Below are 17,674 nucleotides of genomic sequence, written 5' to 3'. Positions count from 1 at the left end.
GAGTGTGTTTTTGGCATGGAATGCCTGGTTACTTTATCTGACTGGACGCCTGCGGGCGAAAAGAGTGTTCGATAGAGAATGTGTCAGGAGGAACAATTGAAACATAAGCAAAGTTGGGCGGGTGCGGTCTGCTGCTTTGTGCTCTTTATTGTGGTGTGTCTTTCATTAACGCTGAACGTGAAAGGGGCATTCAGAGCGGCAGGGCATCCTGAGGTCGGATTGTTGTTTTTTATCCTGCCTGGTGCTGCAGCAAGCTTTTTCTCCCATCGTCGGGAGGTGCTCAAACCCCTTCTTGGTGCCATGTTGGCGGCGCCGTGCTGTCTGTTACTGATGCGGTTCGTTTTTATGCCGACGCGTTCATTGTGGCAAGAGCTGGCGTGGTTGTTTAGTGCGGTGTTTTGGTGCGCGCTTGGCGCATTGTGTTTTTTGTTTATCAGCAACTTGTTCAATCAGCATCATCGACGGAAAAAGAACTGAAGACGCCCTCCAGCGGAGGGCGTAGAAACGGCGATCAGGCGAACAGATTCATGTTCTCTTTTGCCCACGCTTCAAAATCCGTGCAGCCGCCGATGTGTTTTTGATCAACAAAAATCTGCGGAACGGTTTCAACTGGCTTACCTACCGTCTTTTCCAGATCGGCTTTCGTAATACCTTCGGCATGGATATCAATGTAGCGGAAGTTAAAATCGTCATGCTCATTGCTTAATTTTTCTGCTAATTCTTTTGCGCGCACGCAATACGGGCACCCTGGACGACCAAAAATAACGGCAAACATCTCTCTCTCCTCGAACTTATCAGGCCGGATGGCAATACTTGTTATGATGCCGCGATTTGTGACAGATGAAAAGCAGGTTCAGCCTGTTGCTTTGATATCCTCAAGCTATAACTGTTAAACACGACAAGCCGGAACGTTTTATAATGAAAGCCATTTCGCCGGGAGGCCGCTTATGCGCGCAATTGGTGCATTACCCAAAAGCGTATTGATGCTGGAAATAATCGGGATGGTTTTGTTATCGCTGGCGCTGCTGTCGCTTAACGATTACCTCACTTTACCCGCACCGCTTGGCAGTCCGTTAGCCTGCGTGGTGATGATATTTCTGGGTGTGCTGCTGATGCTTCCCGCCGCGGTGGTATTAACGTGGCGTATTGCTCAACTGGTTGCGCCGCAGCTGATGTCACGAACCCCCGGTGATTCTTCACGTTCAGACAGAGAAAAAAGAGATGACGCCAACCATTGATTTACTTCGTAGCCACCGTTCCATTCGCCATTTCACCGATGATGCCATTTCGGATGCGCAGCGGGAGGCGATTATTGCCGCCGCTCAGGGGACCTCAAGCTCCAGTTTTTTACAATGCACAACCATCGTTCGCATAACGGATAACGCCCTGCGTGAATCACTGGCTACTTTATCCGGCGGACAAAAACATGTGGCGCAGGCCGCCGAGTTCTGGGTGTTTTGCGCTGACTTTAATCGCCATTTGCAGATTTGCCCTGACGCGCAACTCGGGCTGGCGGAACAACTGCTACTGGGCGTTGTTGATACCGCGATGATGGCGCAAAATGCGCTGACGGCGGCAGAGTCTTTGGGGCTTGGCGGCGTGTTTATTGGCGGTCTGCGAAATAATATTGAGCCGGTCACTGAACTGCTGAAGCTTCCGCAACATGTTCTGCCGTTGTTTGGGCTATGCCTCGGCTGGCCTGCTGATAACCCGGATATCAAGCCGCGACTGCCAGCGTCGCTTGTGGTGCACGAAAATCAGTATCAGCCACTCAACAAAGACGTTTTGTCGCAATATGATGAGCAGCTCGCGCAGTACTATCTGACCCGCGGGAGCAATACGCGTCGTGACACCTGGAGCGACCATATTCGCCGTACCATCATTAAAGAAAGTCGTCCCTTTATCCTGGAATATTTGCATAAACAGGGATGGGCTACGCGCTAAAGATTTTAACGCAGTGTATGATATGCCAGCTTTTACCAGGTCATTCAGAGAGGTGCAGGGTGAAAATTGCCATTTTGTCCCGGGACGGAACGCTCTATTCTTGTAAGCGCCTGCGTGAAGCGGCGATGCAGCGTGGTCACCTGGTTGAAATTATCGATCCCCTTTCTTGCTATATGAACATCAGCCCGGCGGCGTCCTCTATTCATTACAAGGGCCGCCAGCTTCCTCATTTCGATGCAGTGATCCCAAGGATTGGTTCAGCGATTACCTTTTACGGTACCGCGGCGTTGCGCCAGTTTGAGATGCTGGGTAGCTATCCGCTGAATGAGTCGGTAGCGATTACGCGTGCGCGCGATAAGCTGCGTTCGCTGCAGCTGCTGGCGCGTCAGGGAATCGATTTACCCATCACCGGGATTGCTCACTCTCCGGACGATACCAGCGACATGATTGACATGGTTGGCGGCGCGCCGCTGGTGGTGAAACTGGTTGAAGGTACGCAGGGGATCGGCGTGGTACTGGCGGAAACGCGCCAGGCCGCAGAAAGCGTGGTGGATGCCTTTCGTGGGTTGAATGCCCATATTCTGGTTCAGGAATATATCAAAGAAGCGAAAGGGCGAGATATTCGCTGTTTCGTGGTGGGTGACGAGGTGGTGGCCGCCATTGAGCGCCGGGCCAAAGAAGGTGATTTTCGTTCTAACCTCCATCGCGGTGGGGTTGCCACTATTGCGAATATCACGCCGCGCGAAAGGGAAATTGCGCTCAAAGCCGCTCAGACAATGGGTCTGGACGTTGCTGGCGTTGATATTCTGCGTGCTGAACGTGGGCCGCTGGTCATGGAGGTCAACGCTTCTCCTGGCCTGGAGGGGGTGGAGAAAACCACCGGAATAGACATTGCCGGCAAGATGATCCAGTGGATTGAGCGTCACGCTACGCCTGAATTTTGCCTTAAAATCGGCGGCTAAGCACAATATCGATTGCGATCGTAGTATGACACGCTCTTTTTGCGTAAGCTGTGCCGGTATTTTTTTCATCAATAGAGGTCGCACATTATTATGACATCACTGGTCGTTCCCACTCTGGATACGTTGCGTCAATGGCTCGACGACCTGGGCATGAGTTTTTTTGAATGCGATACCTGTCAGGCGCTGCATTTGCCGCACATGCAGAATTTTGACGGCATCTTTGATGCAAAAGTTGATTTGGTCGATAACGTCATTCTGTTTTCCGCGATGGCAGAAGTCAGACCTTCTGCACTACTGCCGCTGGCCGCCGATTTGTCTGCGATTAACGCCAGTTCATTGACGGTGAAAGCCTTTCTGGATATGCAGGATGATAATCTGCCAAAGCTGGTGGTCTGCCAGTCTTTATCCGTTATCCCGGGCGTGACGTTTGAGCAGTTCGAATATTTTGTTCGCCAGAGTGAAGAGCAAATATCGATGGTGATCCTCGAGGCCGGTGCGCATCAGCTGTTATTTAACGCTGAAGAAGAAGCGCAAAACAGCAACGCCGAAGTTCATTTCCTCCATTAATTCTTCCTGAATCTGGACATATATTGCGCAGCCGCTGCCAAAGCGGTTGCGTATTGCCTGTTTTTATTCTGCATCTAACCGTTCATTAAAGAATTATTTACCTCCATTAAGCGACTTCCGCTGTATGTCATAGACAATTCATGCATAAAAAATTGATAAAAGACGTTTTTTAATCTGGGCTATATCCACAAATCCTGGCTAAAGTTATTCTTGCGAAGCTTATCAACGTCATCATTCAAACAGCCCCTTGTGGCCTGACCTGTGGCCACAATGCATATTGAATGCATGGGCGGATAACAGCGCGCAATAGCGGCGTGAGGAGAGTCCTCTCTTTTCATGGGGGCCGCTTGAAAGAATATGCACGTTTCTTGCATATCATTAGAGTGTGACATTTTTGTTCGTTTGTTAACGAACTTTCAGAAGGAAAGAGATTATGACCGCCTTAAATAAACGATGGTTACCAAGCCTGGTTGCGGGTGCTCTGATGGCCATCTCTGCTGGCACGCTCGCTGCTGAACAAAAAACGCTGCATATTTATAACTGGTCTGATTATATTGCCCCAGATACGGTGGCTAATTTTGAAAAAGAGACCGGAATTAAAGTTATCTATGACGTATTTGATTCCAATGAAGTGCTGGAAGGTAAGCTCATGGCTGGCAGTACCGGCTTTGACCTTGTCGTTCCATCCGCCAGTTTCCTTGAGCGTCAACTGACCGCGGGCGTCTTCCAGCCGCTGGATAAGAGCAAATTGCCTGGCTGGAAAAACCTCGATCCTGAATTGCTGAAGCTGGTGGGTAAACACGATCCGGACAACAAGTTTGCGATGCCGTATATGTGGGCAACAACCGGTATTGGCTATAACGTGGATAAAGTGAAAGCGGTACTGGGGCCGGATGCGCCGGTTAATAGCTGGGATCTGATCCTCAAGCCAGAAAATCTGGAAAAACTCAAAAGCTGCGGCGTCTCTTTCCTCGATGCGCCCGAAGAAGTGTTTGCCACCGTGCTGAATTATTTGGGTAAAGATCCAAACAGTACCAAAGCGGATGATTACACCGGACCGGCAACCGATCTGCTGTTGAAACTGCGCCCAAATATTCGCTACTTCCACTCCTCGCAGTACATTAACGACCTGGCAAACGGTGATACCTGCGTGGCGATTGGCTGGGCCGGGGATGTATGGCAGGCGGCAAACCGGGCGAAAGAAGCGAAAAATGGCGTCAATATTTCCTTCTCAATTCCTAAGGAAGGTGCGATGGCCTTCTTTGATGTGTTCGCGATGCCAGCCGATGCGAAAAACAAAGACGAAGCCTACCAGTTCCTCAACTACCTGCTGCGCCCTGATGTAATTGCGCATATTTCTGACCACGTGTTCTATGCCAATGCCAACAAAGAAGCGACAGCACTGGTCAGCCAGGACGTTCGCGACAACCCGGGCATTTATCCGCCTGCCGATGTCCGCGCCAAGCTGTTCACGCTGAAAGTACAGGATCCGAAGATCGACCGTGTACGTACTCGCGCCTGGACGAAGGTAAAAAGCGGGAAATAACCCGATGTACGGGACGTGACCCGGCAGGATTTACGCCTGCCGGGCAGTGTTGATCCCGGACACATATAACCCGGCAATACGCACCACTGTGGTGCGTTATTTGCACCGTTTCTTTGTTTTATGCCGGAGAGCGCCTAATTGAATGATGCAACCCCACGCCCACAAGCGAAAATCCGCAAGGCGCTGACCCCGCTGCTTGAAATTCGCAACCTGACCAAGTCCTTTGACGGTCAGCACGCCGTTGATGACGTCAATCTTACTATCTACAAAGGCGAAATATTTGCTCTGCTCGGGGCGTCCGGCTGCGGTAAATCGACCCTGTTGCGGATGCTGGCGGGATTTGAACAGCCAACAACCGGGCAAATTATGCTTGATGGCGTCGATTTAGCGCATGTTCCGCCTTATCTGCGTCCGATTAATATGATGTTTCAGTCCTATGCCTTGTTTCCGCACATGACGGTAGAGCAGAACATTGCCTTTGGCCTCAAGCAGGACAAGCTGCCAAAGGCTGAAATCGCCAGCCGGGTGAGTGAGATGCTGGGCCTCGTGCATATGCAGGAGTTCGCCAAACGTAAGCCGCATCAGCTTTCTGGCGGTCAGCGTCAGCGCGTGGCGTTGGCGCGTAGCCTGGCGAAACGCCCGAAGCTGCTGCTGTTGGATGAACCGATGGGGGCGCTGGATAAAAAGCTCCGTGACCGCATGCAACTGGAAGTGGTGGATATCCTTGAACGTGTCGGCGTGACCTGCGTGATGGTGACGCACGATCAGGAAGAAGCCATGACGATGGCGGGCCGCATTGCGATCATGAACCGTGGCAAATTTGTCCAGATCGGCGAGCCTGAAGAGATCTACGAACATCCGACTACGCGTTACAGTGCAGAATTTATCGGTTCGGTTAACGTCTTTGAGGGGCTGCTGAAAGAACGTCAGGAAGATGGTCTGGTTATTGAGTCTCCAGGACTGGTACATCCGCTGAAAGTGGACGCAGACGCTTCCGTTGTCGATAACGTTCCGGTGTATGTTGCGCTGCGCCCGGAAAAAATCATGCTCTGCGAAGCCCCTCCGCCAGAGGGATATAACTTCGCGGTAGGCGAAGTGGTGCACATTGCCTATCTGGGTGATTTGTCGGTGTACCACGTACGCTTGAAAAGTGGCCAGATGCTGAGCGCTCAGTTACAAAATGAACATCGTTATCGCAAGGGATTACCAACCTGGGGTGACGAAGTCCGTTTATGTTGGGATGCGGACAGCTGTGTGGTGTTGACGGTTTAAGGAGCGAAGATGAGTACACTTGAACCTCCGGCGCGCGTGGATAACGTGGGGCGTTTCACGCTGTTTATGTCGCGGCTGCAAATGAAGCACGGGCGCAAGTTGGTCATCGCGCTGCCGTATGTGTGGCTGATGCTCCTGTTTCTGCTGCCATTTCTGATCGTCTTCAAAATCAGTTTGGCTGAAATGGCGCGGGCTATTCCGCCGTATACTGACCTCATTTCATGGGCTGACGACCAGTTATCCATCACCCTCAATTTAGGCAATTTCCTGCAACTGACGGACGATCCGCTCTATTTTGATGCGTACCTGCAATCTTTGCAGGTAGCGGGGGTTTCGACTGTCTGTTGCCTGCTATTGGGATATCCGCTGGCATGGGCGGTCGCGCACAGCAAACCCTCGACACGCAATATTCTGTTGCTGCTGGTGATCCTGCCGTCCTGGACGTCATTTTTGATTCGTGTATACGCCTGGATGGGGATCCTGAAAAATAACGGTGTCCTGAACAACGTTCTGATGTGGCTGGGCGTTATCGACCAACCGTTGACGATTCTGCACACCAATCTGGCGGTCTATATCGGTATTGTTTACGCCTATTTGCCCTTTATGGTGCTGCCGATTTATACCGCGCTGACGCGTATTGATTACTCGCTGGTGGAAGCGGCACTGGATTTAGGCGCCCGACCGTTGAAAACTTTCTTTAGCGTGATCGTGCCGTTGACCAAGGGCGGGATTATCGCCGGGTCAATGCTGGTGTTTATCCCGGCGGTTGGGGAGTTTGTGATCCCGGAACTGCTGGGCGGCCCGGACAGCATCATGATTGGGCGTGTGCTTTGGCAGGAGTTTTTCAATAACCGTGACTGGCCGGTGGCTTCTGCCGTCGCCATTATTATGCTGCTGTTACTGATTGTGCCGATCATGTGGTTTCATAAATATCAGCAAAAAAGCGTGGGGGAACACGGATGAATAACTTACCGGTCGTTCGCTCACCGTGGCGTATTTTTATCCTGGTACTGGGTTTTACCTTCCTGTACGCGCCGATGCTGATGTTGGTTATCTATTCGTTTAACAGCTCCAAGCTGGTGACGGTCTGGGCGGGGTGGTCAACGCGTTGGTATGGTGAGCTTTTCCACGATAGCGCGATGATAAGCGCCGTCGGCATGAGCTTAACGATTGCCGCCTGCGCTGCGACGATGGCGGCAATTCTCGGTACCATCGCCGCCGTGGTGATGGTGCGCTTTGGTCGTTTTCGTGGATCAAATGGTTTCGCCTTTATGATTACCGCACCGCTGGTGATGCCGGATGTCATTACCGGTTTGTCGCTGCTGCTGCTGTTTGTGGCGTTGGCGCACGCCATCGGCTGGCCAGCGGATCGCGGTATGTTGACCATCTGGCTGGCGCACGTCACATTTTGTACAGCGTACGTGGCGGTAGTGATTTCCTCGCGTTTACGCGAACTGGATCACTCCATTGAGGAAGCGGCGATGGATCTTGGTGCCACGCCGCTGAAGGTTTTTTTCGTCATCACGCTGCCGATGATTATGCCGGCGGTGATCTCAGGGTGGTTACTGGCCTTTACGCTGTCGCTCGATGACCTGGTCATTGCCAGTTTTGTCTCTGGTCCTGGCGCCACAACGTTACCCATGCTGGTGTTCTCCAGCGTACGTATGGGGGTCAATCCGGAGATCAACGCGCTGGCGACGTTGATACTTGGCGTGGTAGGAATTATCGGATTTATCGCGTGGTATCTGATGGCGCGAACAGAAAAACAACGGATTCGCGATATCCAACGTGCAAGACGCGGCTGAAAAAACTAAAATCTGCCAACCTGTCTATACGGCGCAGCTGCGGTGGCTGCGCCGTTTTCATGGAAGACGACGCGTTGGGATTTTTTAAGAAATCATCCACATCACATGCCCGTTTAAACGTCCCTACTTTAGTGCAGGTGGCGGCGCTGGCTATTATCATGATCCGCTGTCTCGATCTGTTGATGATTTTTAATACGCTCGGGTTTCGCGGAACCAGCGAGTTTATTCATCGCAGCGTCCAGACCTGGAATTTGACGCTGGTGTTTCTGGGTAGCCTGGTGCTGCTGTTTATCGAAATTTACTGCGCATTTTCGCTGGTTAAAGGTCGGAACTGGGCACGCTGGGTCTATCTACTGACCCAGATTATCGCCAGCGTCTATCTGTGGGCGGCCTCATTGGGCTATGGATATCCGGAACTGTTCAGTATTGCGGGAGAGTCCAGACGTGAAATCCTGCATACGCTGGTGATGCAAAAATTACCGGATATGCTGGTGTTGCTACTGCTGTTTGTTCCTGCGTCCAGCAGGCGGTTCTTCCGCTTGCAATAACGTGTATAATCTTCGCCCCCTGTTAATTTGTAGGTTTTTGTATGCAGTGCGCACTTTATGACGCCGAACGCTGCCGCTCTTGTCAGTGGATAACGCAGCCTGTCGCCGATCAACTCTTCGCCAAAACAGCCGATCTGCAGAATCTGCTGGCCGATTATCCGGTCGGAGAATGGTGCGCGCCGGTCAGCGGCCCGGAGAGCGCTTTTCGTAATAAAGCCAAAATGGTGGTCAGCGGCAGCGTGGAAAAACCGCTGCTGGGGATGCTGCATCGTGACGGTACGCCGGAGGATTTGTGCGAGTGTCCGCTCTATCCTGAGTCTTTTGCGCCGGTGTTTGCCGCACTTAAACCGTTTATCGCCCGTGCGGGGTTGACGCCCTATAACGTGGCGCGCAAACGCGGGGAGCTGAAATATCTGCTGTTAACGGAAAGCCGGTTTGATGGCGGTATGATGCTGCGTTTTGTTCTGCGCTCCGATGCGAAACTGGCACAACTGCGTACGGCGCTGCCATGGTTACAGGCGCAGCTTCCGCAGTTAAAAGTGATCACCGCCAATATTCAACCTGTGCATATGGCGATTATGGAAGGGGAGAGCGAAATCTTCCTGACGGAACAACAGGCGCTGGCTGAACGCTTTAACGATGTGCCATTGTGGATACGCCCACAGAGCTTCTTCCAGACCAACCCCGTGGTGGCTGGGTATTTATATGCCACGGCGCGCGACTGGGTGCGACAGCTTCCGGTTAATCACATGTGGGATCTGTTTTGCGGCGTCGGGGGTTTTGGTTTGCACTGCGCCACGCCGCAGATGAAACTGACGGGTATTGAAATTGCGCCAGAGGCCATTACCTGTGCGAAACAGTCGGCGCAGGAGCTTGGGTTGCAGAATCTGCATTTTCAGGCGCTGGATTCAACCCAGTTTGCTACCGCGCAGGGAGAAGTGCCGGACCTGGTGCTGGTGAATCCGCCTCGTCGGGGGATTGGGAAGCCGCTGTGCGATTTTCTCTCCCGCATGGCACCGCGTTTTATCGTTTACTCCAGCTGTAATGCACAAACCATGGCAAAGGATATCCGCGAGTTGCCTGGATATCGCATTGAACGCGTCCAACTTTTTGATATGTTCCCACATACCGCGCATTACGAAGTGTTAACTCTGCTCAGCCGACAATAACCGACATGCCTGATGGCGCTACGCTTATCAGGCTACGCAGAGATGTTGAAATGTAGGCCCGATAAGGCGCATGCGCTGCATCCGGCAAATGCAACATGCGAAAAAAAAGCCCGTACTTACGTACGAGCTCTTTCTCGAATATGGCGGTGAGGGGGGGATTCGAACCCCCGATACGTTGCCGTATACACACTTTCCAGGCGTGCTCCTTCAGCCACTCGGACACCTCACCATATTGTATTGCTGCCTGACCGCTTGGGGGGCAACGGGGCGCTACTATAGGGAGTTGCGCTAAAACGGTCAAGCAGAATTTACGTGTTAACTCTCGTTTGGTTACGCAATGTACATATTCCTCCGCCCGGACAGGCGCGGAGAATATGATTAGCGCTGCGAGTCCAGTTTTTCGCCGTTGGTCACGACTTCCTGGGCCTTGCTATAGCTCTCAATCAGCAACTGATAAGCCGGGAAGATTTTGGTATACACTTCCGCCCATTCAGCGGCGTCTTCACGGTTCCATGTCCCCTGAATTTCAGAAGCGACGGCGGCGGTATCCATCGGTATCACACCAGCCTGAACAACACGTGCCAGGGTGATTTCCTGTGCCATTTTGCTGTAAGTACCGGAAGCGTCGATCACTGCGAAGACCTTGTAGCCCTCCGCAACCGCGCTGATGGCCGGGAAAGCCATGCACACGCTGGTGATCGTACCGGCGATAATCAGCGTCTTACGACCCGTAGCTTTGACCGCTTTCACGAAGTCTTCGTTATCCCAGGCGTTGATTTCGCCTTTACGTGCTACGTATTGGGCATGTGGCGCATTGGCATGGATCTCTGGGATCAACGGGCCGTTAGGCCCCTGCGGTACCGATGCCGTGGTAATTACCGGCATCTTCGCCAGGGTTGCGATTTTAGCCAGCGCGGCGGCACGCGCACGCAGTTCCGGCATGGGCATATCGCCGACAGTCTGGAACAGCCCACTCTGATGATCGATAAGCAGCATGACGGAATCATTCACATCGATGACCGGACGTGAACCATTAAAGTTTGCAGGACTGGACATATTCTTCTCCTTCGATTCAGATTTGGCCAAAGCGGCCGGAGTTAAAATCGCGGACGGCTTCAGCGATTTCTTGTTTCGTATTCATCACAAACGGACCGTAACCTACAATCGGCTCGTTCAACGGTTCGCCAGACAGCAGCAGCACGCTGGCGTCGCTGGTGGCTTCAATGTGTAGCGTTTTCCCCTGCTGGCTTAGCACTACCAGTTGTGCTTCGCCGGCAGGCGTGGTGCCGTTTACGGTGATATTCCCTTTTAATACCACCAGGGCGGTGCTCCACCCTTCAGACTGGGACAACGTCAGCGGATGATTACGTTGCAGGCGCATATCCCAGACGTTCAGCGGTGAAAAGGTGTGTGCCGGGCCTTTCGTATCCTGATAGCTGCCCGCGATCACGCGAACGCTGCCTGCATCATCGGGCAAGGCGACGGTGGGAATAACATCGCTGCTGATGCCCTGATAACCCGGTACGGCCATTTTGTCTTTTGCCGGCAGATTGACCCACAGTTGCACCATTTCCAGTTCACCGCCTTGACGGGTAAATTCCGGGGAGTGGAACTCTTCGTGTAATATTCCTGCACCAGCGGTCATCCACTGCACATCGCCAGGGCCGATAATGCCGCCGCGACCGGTTGAATCACGGTGTTCAACTTCGCCGCTGTAAACGATAGTCACCGTCTCAAAACCGCGGTGAGGGTGTTCACCTACGCCGCGTTTTTCGTTACCCGGCGTGAACGTATGCGGACCCGCGTAATCAAGCAGCAGGAACGGGCTTAATTGCTCAGCATGAGACTGGTAAGAGAACATCGAGCGAACCGGAAATCCATCGCCAACCCAGTGTGGGCGAGGTGCGGTGTAGACGCCTGTTACTTGTTTCATATGTGTCTCCTCAGTGGCGTTGTTTTGATGTAAATAAGCTTATATTCATGACAGCGAGCTGAGTAGTAGCTAAAATAGCTCTCACTGTCTCAAAAATAGGACAATGAAATGACAAGGCCGGATCTCAATGATTTTGCATGGTTTGTGCATGTTGTAGAGGAAGGGGGATTCGCGGCGGCGGGTCGGGCGCTTGATGAACCTAAATCAAAACTGAGCCGACGAATAGCGCAACTCGAAGAGAGACTAGGGGTACGACTGATTCAGCGAACCACCCGGCAATTTAACGTGACTGAAGTCGGGCAAACCTTTTACGAACACTGTAAGGCGATGCTGGTAGAGGCGCAGGCGGCGCAGGATGCCATTGCCGCGTTACAGGTTGAACCGCGTGGCGTTGTGAAGCTGACTTGTCCTGTCACATTGCTGCATGTGCATATCGGGCCAATGCTTGCCCGTTTTATGGCACGTTATCCTGACGTATCAGTACAACTGGAGGCCACTAACCGTCGTGTTGACGTCGTTGGAGAAGGTCTGGATGTGGCGATTCGCGTCAGACCTCGGCCATTTGAGGATAGCGACCTGGTGATGCGCGTCCTGGCGGACAGAGGACATCGCTTGTATGCCAGCCCGCAGTTAATTGAGCAGATGGGGGCGCTACACTCTCCGGCAGAGCTGACCCGTTGGCCAGGTTTGAGTCTGGCCTCTGGTAAACATGTGCATCGTTGGGAGTTATTCGGCCCGCAGGGCGCCCGGGCGGAGGTGCATTTCACGCCGCGTATGATCACCACCGATATGCTGGCGTTACGCGAAGCCGCAGTCGCCGGCGTAGGTGTTGTTCAACTTCCACAGTTGATGGTAAAAGATCAATTAGCTGCGGGTGAGTTGGTGGCGTTGCTCGACGGTTGGGAACCTAAGCGAGAAATTATCCACGCAGTCTTTCCATCACGCAGGGGATTATTACCGTCAGTGCGCGCATTAGTGGATTTCTTAACGGAAGAATATGCGCGGATGATTGAGGATTAAATACCAGGCTTTAGCCCACAAAAAAGGCCGGTTAAACCGACCTTTTATTATCTGGACGCCATTCGGGCGTTAAAAACAATCAGCGACTACGGAAGACAATGCGGCCTTTGCTCAGGTCGTACGGGGTCAGCTCAACAGTCACTTTGTCGCCCGTCAGGATGCGGATATAGTTTTTACGCATTTTACCGGAGATGTGTGCAGTAACCACGTGACCGTTTTCTAACTCTACGCGGAACATGGTATTAGGTAACGTATCGAGAACGGTACCCTGCATTTCAATATTGTCTTCTTTGGCCATCTAATCCTCTGGGGTATCACTACCGTAATTTGAACCGGCAAGATAATGCCGAAGTTCTTTTAATAAGTAAAGATTTGTGCGTTTAAAACACAGCAAATCGGGTTTGGCGCATTACTCTATCCACACACGGCAAAGCCGCACTTAAAGCGCAACGTGTAAGGGAACGAGGAGATAAACGATAGGCGTTGCCTGACGCGAACTGTTCCTTAACGGCGGCGGGGTAATGGGCTAAACCAACTCTGCGCGACAATTATAACACCCCGACAAAAAATGTGCCGAAAACATTCACTCCTGAGGTGAAAATAACGTCCTGGGAATCCAGAAATGGCTCGGTAGCCGCTGCTGGCGCAGTCTGCTCAGGTGCTCAAGGTACTCCCGACGCGGTGTTTCGACGGCGCCCAGCGAGGCTGTGTGGCTATTTAATACCTGGCAGTCGATTAATTTTCCGCCCTGACGGATAAATTCAGCGCAAAAAACAAGCAGTGCGGTTTTCGACGCATTTTCCTGACGGCTGAACATCGATTCGCCACAAAACAGCGTACCTTGCGCCACGCCATACATACCGCCCACTAATTCATTTTGTCGCCACACCTCAATTGAGTGGGCATGCCCCAGTTCGTGCAGCCGATGGTAAGCATCCACTACATCATGCGTTATCCAGGTGCCTTCTTCCCGGTCATTCGCGCAGCCTTCAATCACCTGACCAAACGCGTAATTGAGCGTCACGCGATAAGGCGAATTTTTATGAAAGCGTTTCATGCTGCGGCTGAGGTGAAATTTCTCGGGCCAAAGAATGGCGCGCGGATCGGGCGACCACCAAAGGATGGGGTCGCCAGGTGAAAACCATGGGAAAATACCGCGCTGATAGGCCATCAGCAGGCGGGCAGGGCTGAGATCGCCGCCAAGCGCCAACAAACCGTTAGGCTCGCGTAAAGCGCCTTCCGGTGACGGGAAGGCTATGGAATGGCGGGACAGTTGCACCAGGCGCATGACAGCGAAACTCCACTACGCGAGTTTGATCGTTCAATAATAGCTTACAGACGTTGCTTAAACTGGTAATAACGCCCCTGCCTGGCTAACAGATCTGCGTGATTACCTTGCTCAATAATTTGTCCGTTGTCCATTACTATTATTTGATCAAAACGTGACAGCCCACGCAGACGATGTGTAACCATTAATACGGTTTTGTTGCGCATGACATCGCTAATTAATTCAAGCATTTGACTTTCCGTTGTGGCATCCAACCCTTCGGTGGGTTCATCCAGCAGCATCAGCGGAGCATCGTGCAATAAGGCGCGGGCGATAGCCAGACGACGGAGCTCGCCGCCAGAAAGCTGACGACCGCCTTCGCCAAGCCAGGCGTTGAGTCCATCATCCTCAAGCAGTTTGTCCAGACCGACGCGGCACAACATCGCGGCTAATGCGTCATCGCCGGCGTGCGGTGCCGCCAGCAACAGGTTATCGCGAAGCGTAGCGCTGAACAGATGCACGCGCTGTGGCACGACGCTGATACTCTGGCGCAGCGTGGCTTCACTAAGGGTCGCAATCGGCTGTTCGTTAATCAGGAGCTCGCCACTCTGCGGATCCCATGCGCGGGTTAACAATTGCAATAACGTTGACTTACCACAGCCGGTGCGACCGAGAATCGCAATGTGTTCACCGGGGTTGGCCTGCAGGGAAAGTGTATCGAGCGCCTTTTGCGCCTGTCCTGGATAGCTGAATGATACATCGCGTAGCGTAAGGGTTACCTGCTCTGAAACCGAGGAACCCGCATCCGGGAAGGTCACTTCTGGCTGCTGTTCGGTCAGTTCGGTGATGCGCAGCGCAGAGGCAATAACCTGGCCGAGATGTTGAAATGCGCCGGTGACAGGCGCTAACGCTTCGAACGCGGCTAGCGCACAGAAGACAAACAGCGCGATCAGTGCGCCTGGCTGGGTGTTACCGCCCACGCCGCCTGAGGCCATCCATAGCATCATAATCACTGCCAGCGCGCCAACTAACAGCATGACCGCCTGCGACAACGCCGTTAATTCAGATTGGCGTCGCTGGGCTTCGTGCCATTGCAGCTCGGTGGCTTCCATTTGAGCGCGGTAGCGTTCACTGGCGCCAAAAATGGTCAATTCAGCCTGGCCCTGTAGCCAGGAGGTTAACTGCTGACGATATTGCCCACGCAGATGCGTCAGACTTTGTCCGGTGCTTTTGCCTGCCTGATAAAAGAGTGGGGGCAGAATAAATAAGGTCAGCAGCATAATACCGCCGAGGGTGATAGCCAGCGTGAAATCGAGAACGCTTAGACCCAGCGTGACCACCATGATGACGACAAAAGCCCCTACCAGCGGGGAGATCACGCGCAAGTACAGATGATCGAGCGTGTCGACATCAGCCACCACGCGGTTAAGTAATTCACCCTGTCCATAACGGGACAGGCCCGCAGGGGAGAGCGGCAGCAGTTTGCTGAAGGTATAAATACGCAAATGCTGCAGCACACGGAATGTTGCGTCATGGCTGACCAGTCGTTCGAAATAACGCCCCGCGGTGCGGGTGATCGCTGCGCCGCGTACGCCTGCGGCAGGGAGCATATAGTTAAAGCTGTAAATCCCGGTGACGCCAACCACCGCAGAAGCCGACAGGAACCAACCTGAAAGCGTCAGTAAGCCAATACTTGCCAGCAGCGTGACGATCGCCAGAACGATCCCCAGCGTTAACATCCATTTGTGACGTTTATACAGTGTCAGATAAGGTAGCAAAGCGCGCATTTAGATGTCCTCCTGACGATGAGCCAGTAATGTCGCAAAAGCCCCGTTGGCTGAGCTAAGTTCGGTCCAGGTACCTTGTTCAACGATCTGTCCATCCTGCATCACCCAGATAGCGTCCCAGTCGGCAAGATCTTCCAACTGGTGCGTTACCATCAGCGTGGTCTGGCGGCGAGATGCCGCGTTCAACGCCTGCATCACGCGTTGTTCGCTGTGCGCATCAAGGCTGGCGGCGGGTTCGTCCAGCAGCAGTAACTGACAGGGATTGAGTAAGGCGCGAGCGACGGCAACGCGCTGCGCTTGCCCGACGGAAAGTCGGGCCGCCTGATCGCCGACTGGCGTATCCACGCCCTGCGGCAGCAGCGGTAAAAACTCGCTGACCCAGGCGCTGTCGAGTGCGGCTTGTAGCTGTTCTTCGCTGGCATCGGGGCGAGCCAGCAGAACGTTTTCGCGTAACGTGGCGGCAGGAAGCTGCGGATTTTGCCCGACCCATGACAGCTGTTTACGCCAGGAATCAGGTGACAGGTCGCGAAGTTCAAAGCCGTTAATTCGCAGCGATCCCCGATAAGAGAGGAAACCGGACAGGACATTAAGCAGCGAACTTTTACCGGAACCGCTGCGTCCAACCAGCACCGCACGTTGCCCGGCAGCCAGGGTAAAGTTGAGCGGGCCGGCCAGCACTTTACCTTCCGGCGAAGTGATAATCAGATCGTGTGCCTCAATTGAAACGGCGTCTTTCGTCGCCAGCTCAATGTCGCCACGCTCTGGATGAGCCAGCGGGGTTTCCATGAAGGTTTTCAGACTATCTGCTGCACCAACGGCTTGCGCTTTGGCGTGATAAAACGTGCCCAGATCACGCAGGGGCTGGAAAAACTCCGGCGCCAGAATGAGCGCGAGGAAGCCTGCTGCCAGCGTGACGCCCGTCCCGTAGTGGCCGAAATCGAGCTCTCCGAGGTAGGAAAAACCGAAGTAAACCGCCACCAGCGCAATAGACAGAGAGGTAAAGAACTCAAGGACACCGGATGACAGGAACGCCAGGCGCAGGACTTCCATGGTGCGCTGGCGGAAATCTTGCGACGCAGCGCGGATGCTTTCCGTTTCGGCTTCACCGCGACCAAATATTCTTAGCGTTTCCATACCCCGCAGACGATCGAGGAAATGACCGCTGAGGCGGGCAAGAGCCTGAAAATTGCGGCGGTTAGCATCGGCAGCGCCCATACCGACCATTGCCATAAATAACGGGATCAGCGGGGCTGTTCCGAGCAGAATAAGGGCGGCTACCCAGTTTGACGGGAATACCGCCGCCACAATCAATAATGGGACACATACGGCCAGCGCCATTTGCGGCAGATAACGTGCATAGTAATCATGCATATCGTCAATCTGTTCCAGGATAAGCGTGGCCCAGCTTCCGGCCGGTTTGCCCTGTATCCAGGCCGGACCAGCCTGTTGCAGACGGTCAAGCACCTGGCGGCGAATTTCAAAGCGAATATGTTGCCCTGCGTGAAACCCGACCCGTTCGCGTAACCAGACGACCCATGCCCGCAGGATGAAAATCAATACCAGCACGATGAACGGAAGCAGCAGCGCCTCTCGGGGAATATTGGCCATGATCATATGGTCCAGAATGCGGGCCATGAGCCAGGCCTGAGCGACGATTAACAGACCACTCACGAACCCCAACAGGCGTGAAATGTTCAGCCATCGTTGGGAAATTACACTTTGCTGTTTTAACCAGCGGGTCAGCTCTTTTTGACGGGTTTTATTCATTGCACGCTTAGCAGGTGAGTTATTGGAATTTTTGGGCAGGGCAATGTTACAACGAGGCAAAAATAAAGGCGACTTATAGTCGCCTTT

General features: G+C 53.2%; 19 protein-coding genes and 1 tRNA gene. 12 read left to right on the top strand and 8 right to left on the bottom strand.

Annotated elements, in window-relative coordinates:
- The first annotated feature begins 96 nt into the window (after positions 1–96).
- Positions 97–477: an inner membrane protein YbjM gene (locus OGV93_RS05180; protein ID WP_016152407.1), complete on the top strand. Its 381-nt coding sequence runs from the start codon at positions 97–99 to the stop codon at positions 475–477.
- Positions 478–511: 34 nt separating this feature from the next.
- Here OGV93_RS05180 and OGV93_RS05175 read toward each other — a convergent pair whose 3' ends face one another.
- Positions 512–775 carry a GrxA family glutaredoxin gene (locus OGV93_RS05175; RefSeq protein WP_016152408.1) on the bottom strand — a complete coding sequence of 88 codons (264 nt, stop codon included), beginning with the start codon at positions 773–775 and terminating at the stop codon, positions 512–514.
- A 172-nt stretch (positions 776–947) separates the two neighbouring features.
- Between OGV93_RS05175 and OGV93_RS05170 the strand changes: the two genes are divergently transcribed.
- The 10 genes from OGV93_RS05170 (at position 948) to rlmC (ending at position 9,813) form a co-directional block, all read left to right on the top strand.
- The gene (locus OGV93_RS05170; protein ID WP_019076379.1) at positions 948–1,238 is read left to right on the top strand and encodes a YbjC family protein; all 291 of its coding nucleotides are present in this window, start codon (positions 948–950) and stop codon (positions 1,236–1,238) included.
- A complete protein-coding gene (gene nfsA, locus OGV93_RS05165; RefSeq protein ID WP_016156098.1) occupies positions 1,222–1,944 on the top strand; it encodes a nitroreductase NfsA in 723 nt (240 codons plus the stop codon). Before OGV93_RS05170 ends, nfsA begins: the two co-directional genes overlap by 17 nt.
- Positions 1,945–2,003: 59 nt before the next feature.
- The gene (rimK, locus tag OGV93_RS05160; protein ID WP_016152412.1) at positions 2,004–2,906 is read left to right on the top strand and encodes a 30S ribosomal protein S6--L-glutamate ligase; all 903 of its coding nucleotides are present in this window, start codon (positions 2,004–2,006) and stop codon (positions 2,904–2,906) included.
- Between the two features lie 90 nt (positions 2,907–2,996).
- Positions 2,997–3,473, top strand: a complete 477-nt coding sequence (locus OGV93_RS05155; RefSeq protein ID WP_029139469.1) for a type III secretion system chaperone family protein — start codon at positions 2,997–2,999, stop codon at positions 3,471–3,473.
- A gap of 433 nt (positions 3,474–3,906) precedes the next feature.
- Positions 3,907–5,019, top strand: a complete 1,113-nt coding sequence (gene potF / locus OGV93_RS05150) for a spermidine/putrescine ABC transporter substrate-binding protein PotF (protein WP_049040679.1) — start codon at positions 3,907–3,909, stop codon at positions 5,017–5,019.
- A gap of 138 nt (positions 5,020–5,157) precedes the next feature.
- Positions 5,158–6,291, top strand: coding sequence for a putrescine ABC transporter ATP-binding subunit PotG (gene potG, locus OGV93_RS05145; protein ID WP_016152415.1), 1,134 nt, complete (start codon positions 5,158–5,160; stop codon positions 6,289–6,291).
- 9 nt (positions 6,292–6,300) lie between these two features.
- The gene (potH, locus tag OGV93_RS05140; RefSeq protein ID WP_019076381.1) at positions 6,301–7,254 is read left to right on the top strand and encodes a putrescine ABC transporter permease PotH; all 954 of its coding nucleotides are present in this window, start codon (positions 6,301–6,303) and stop codon (positions 7,252–7,254) included.
- Entirely contained in the window at positions 7,251–8,096 is an 846-nt protein-coding gene (gene potI / locus OGV93_RS05135) for a putrescine ABC transporter permease PotI (protein ID WP_016152417.1), read from the top strand. The genes potH and potI overlap by 4 nt, the downstream gene beginning before the upstream one ends.
- 59 nt (positions 8,097–8,155) lie before the next feature.
- Positions 8,156–8,644 carry a YbjO family protein gene (locus OGV93_RS05130; protein ID WP_016152418.1) on the top strand — a complete coding sequence of 163 codons (489 nt, stop codon included), beginning with the start codon at positions 8,156–8,158 and terminating at the stop codon, positions 8,642–8,644.
- A 41-nt stretch (positions 8,645–8,685) separates the two neighbouring features.
- Positions 8,686–9,813: a 23S rRNA (uracil(747)-C(5))-methyltransferase RlmC gene (gene rlmC / locus OGV93_RS05125; protein ID WP_046274662.1), complete on the top strand. Its 1,128-nt coding sequence runs from the start codon at positions 8,686–8,688 to the stop codon at positions 9,811–9,813.
- 141 nt (positions 9,814–9,954) lie between these two features.
- Here the strand turns inward: rlmC and OGV93_RS05120 are convergent.
- The 3 genes from OGV93_RS05120 to OGV93_RS05110 all read right to left on the bottom strand — a co-directional run bounded on the left by OGV93_RS05120 (position 9,955) and on the right by OGV93_RS05110 (position 11,746).
- Positions 9,955–10,042: transfer RNA gene (locus OGV93_RS05120), tRNA-Ser, on the bottom strand.
- Between the two features lie 149 nt (positions 10,043–10,191).
- Positions 10,192–10,869, bottom strand: a complete 678-nt coding sequence (locus tag OGV93_RS05115) for an isochorismatase family protein (RefSeq protein ID WP_016156101.1) — start codon at positions 10,867–10,869, stop codon at positions 10,192–10,194.
- 16 nt (positions 10,870–10,885) lie between these two features.
- Positions 10,886–11,746, bottom strand: coding sequence for a pirin family protein (locus OGV93_RS05110; RefSeq protein WP_047359394.1), 861 nt, complete (start codon positions 11,744–11,746; stop codon positions 10,886–10,888).
- Between the two features lie 108 nt (positions 11,747–11,854).
- Between OGV93_RS05110 and OGV93_RS05105 the strand changes: the two genes are divergently transcribed.
- Positions 11,855–12,766, top strand: a complete 912-nt coding sequence (locus OGV93_RS05105) for a LysR family transcriptional regulator (protein WP_016152423.1) — start codon at positions 11,855–11,857, stop codon at positions 12,764–12,766.
- Between the two features lie 79 nt (positions 12,767–12,845).
- Here the strand turns inward: OGV93_RS05105 and infA are convergent, their stop codons facing one another.
- The 4 genes from infA to cydD form a co-directional block, all read right to left on the bottom strand.
- Entirely contained in the window at positions 12,846–13,064 is a 219-nt protein-coding gene (infA, locus tag OGV93_RS05100; protein ID WP_002211347.1) for a translation initiation factor IF-1, read from the bottom strand.
- A gap of 285 nt (positions 13,065–13,349) precedes the next feature.
- On the bottom strand, positions 13,350–14,054 hold the full coding sequence (gene aat / locus OGV93_RS05090) for a leucyl/phenylalanyl-tRNA--protein transferase (RefSeq protein ID WP_016152424.1): 705 nt from the start codon (positions 14,052–14,054) through the stop codon (positions 13,350–13,352).
- A 44-nt stretch (positions 14,055–14,098) separates the two neighbouring features.
- The gene (gene cydC / locus OGV93_RS05085; protein WP_049283208.1) at positions 14,099–15,820 is read right to left on the bottom strand and encodes a heme ABC transporter ATP-binding protein/permease CydC; all 1,722 of its coding nucleotides are present in this window, start codon (positions 15,818–15,820) and stop codon (positions 14,099–14,101) included.
- Positions 15,821–17,587, bottom strand: a complete 1,767-nt coding sequence (gene cydD / locus OGV93_RS05080) for a heme ABC transporter permease/ATP-binding protein CydD (protein WP_047359392.1) — start codon at positions 17,585–17,587, stop codon at positions 15,821–15,823.
- Between the last annotated feature and the right edge of the window lie 87 nt (positions 17,588–17,674).

Origin of the sequence: Citrobacter sp. Cb031, assembly GCF_030336725.1 — a bacterium.
GTDB lineage: Bacteria > Pseudomonadota > Gammaproteobacteria > Enterobacterales > Enterobacteriaceae > Citrobacter > Citrobacter braakii.
Note: the sequence above shows the minus strand (reverse complement) of the source record. Positions and strands in the feature narration are given on the sequence as shown.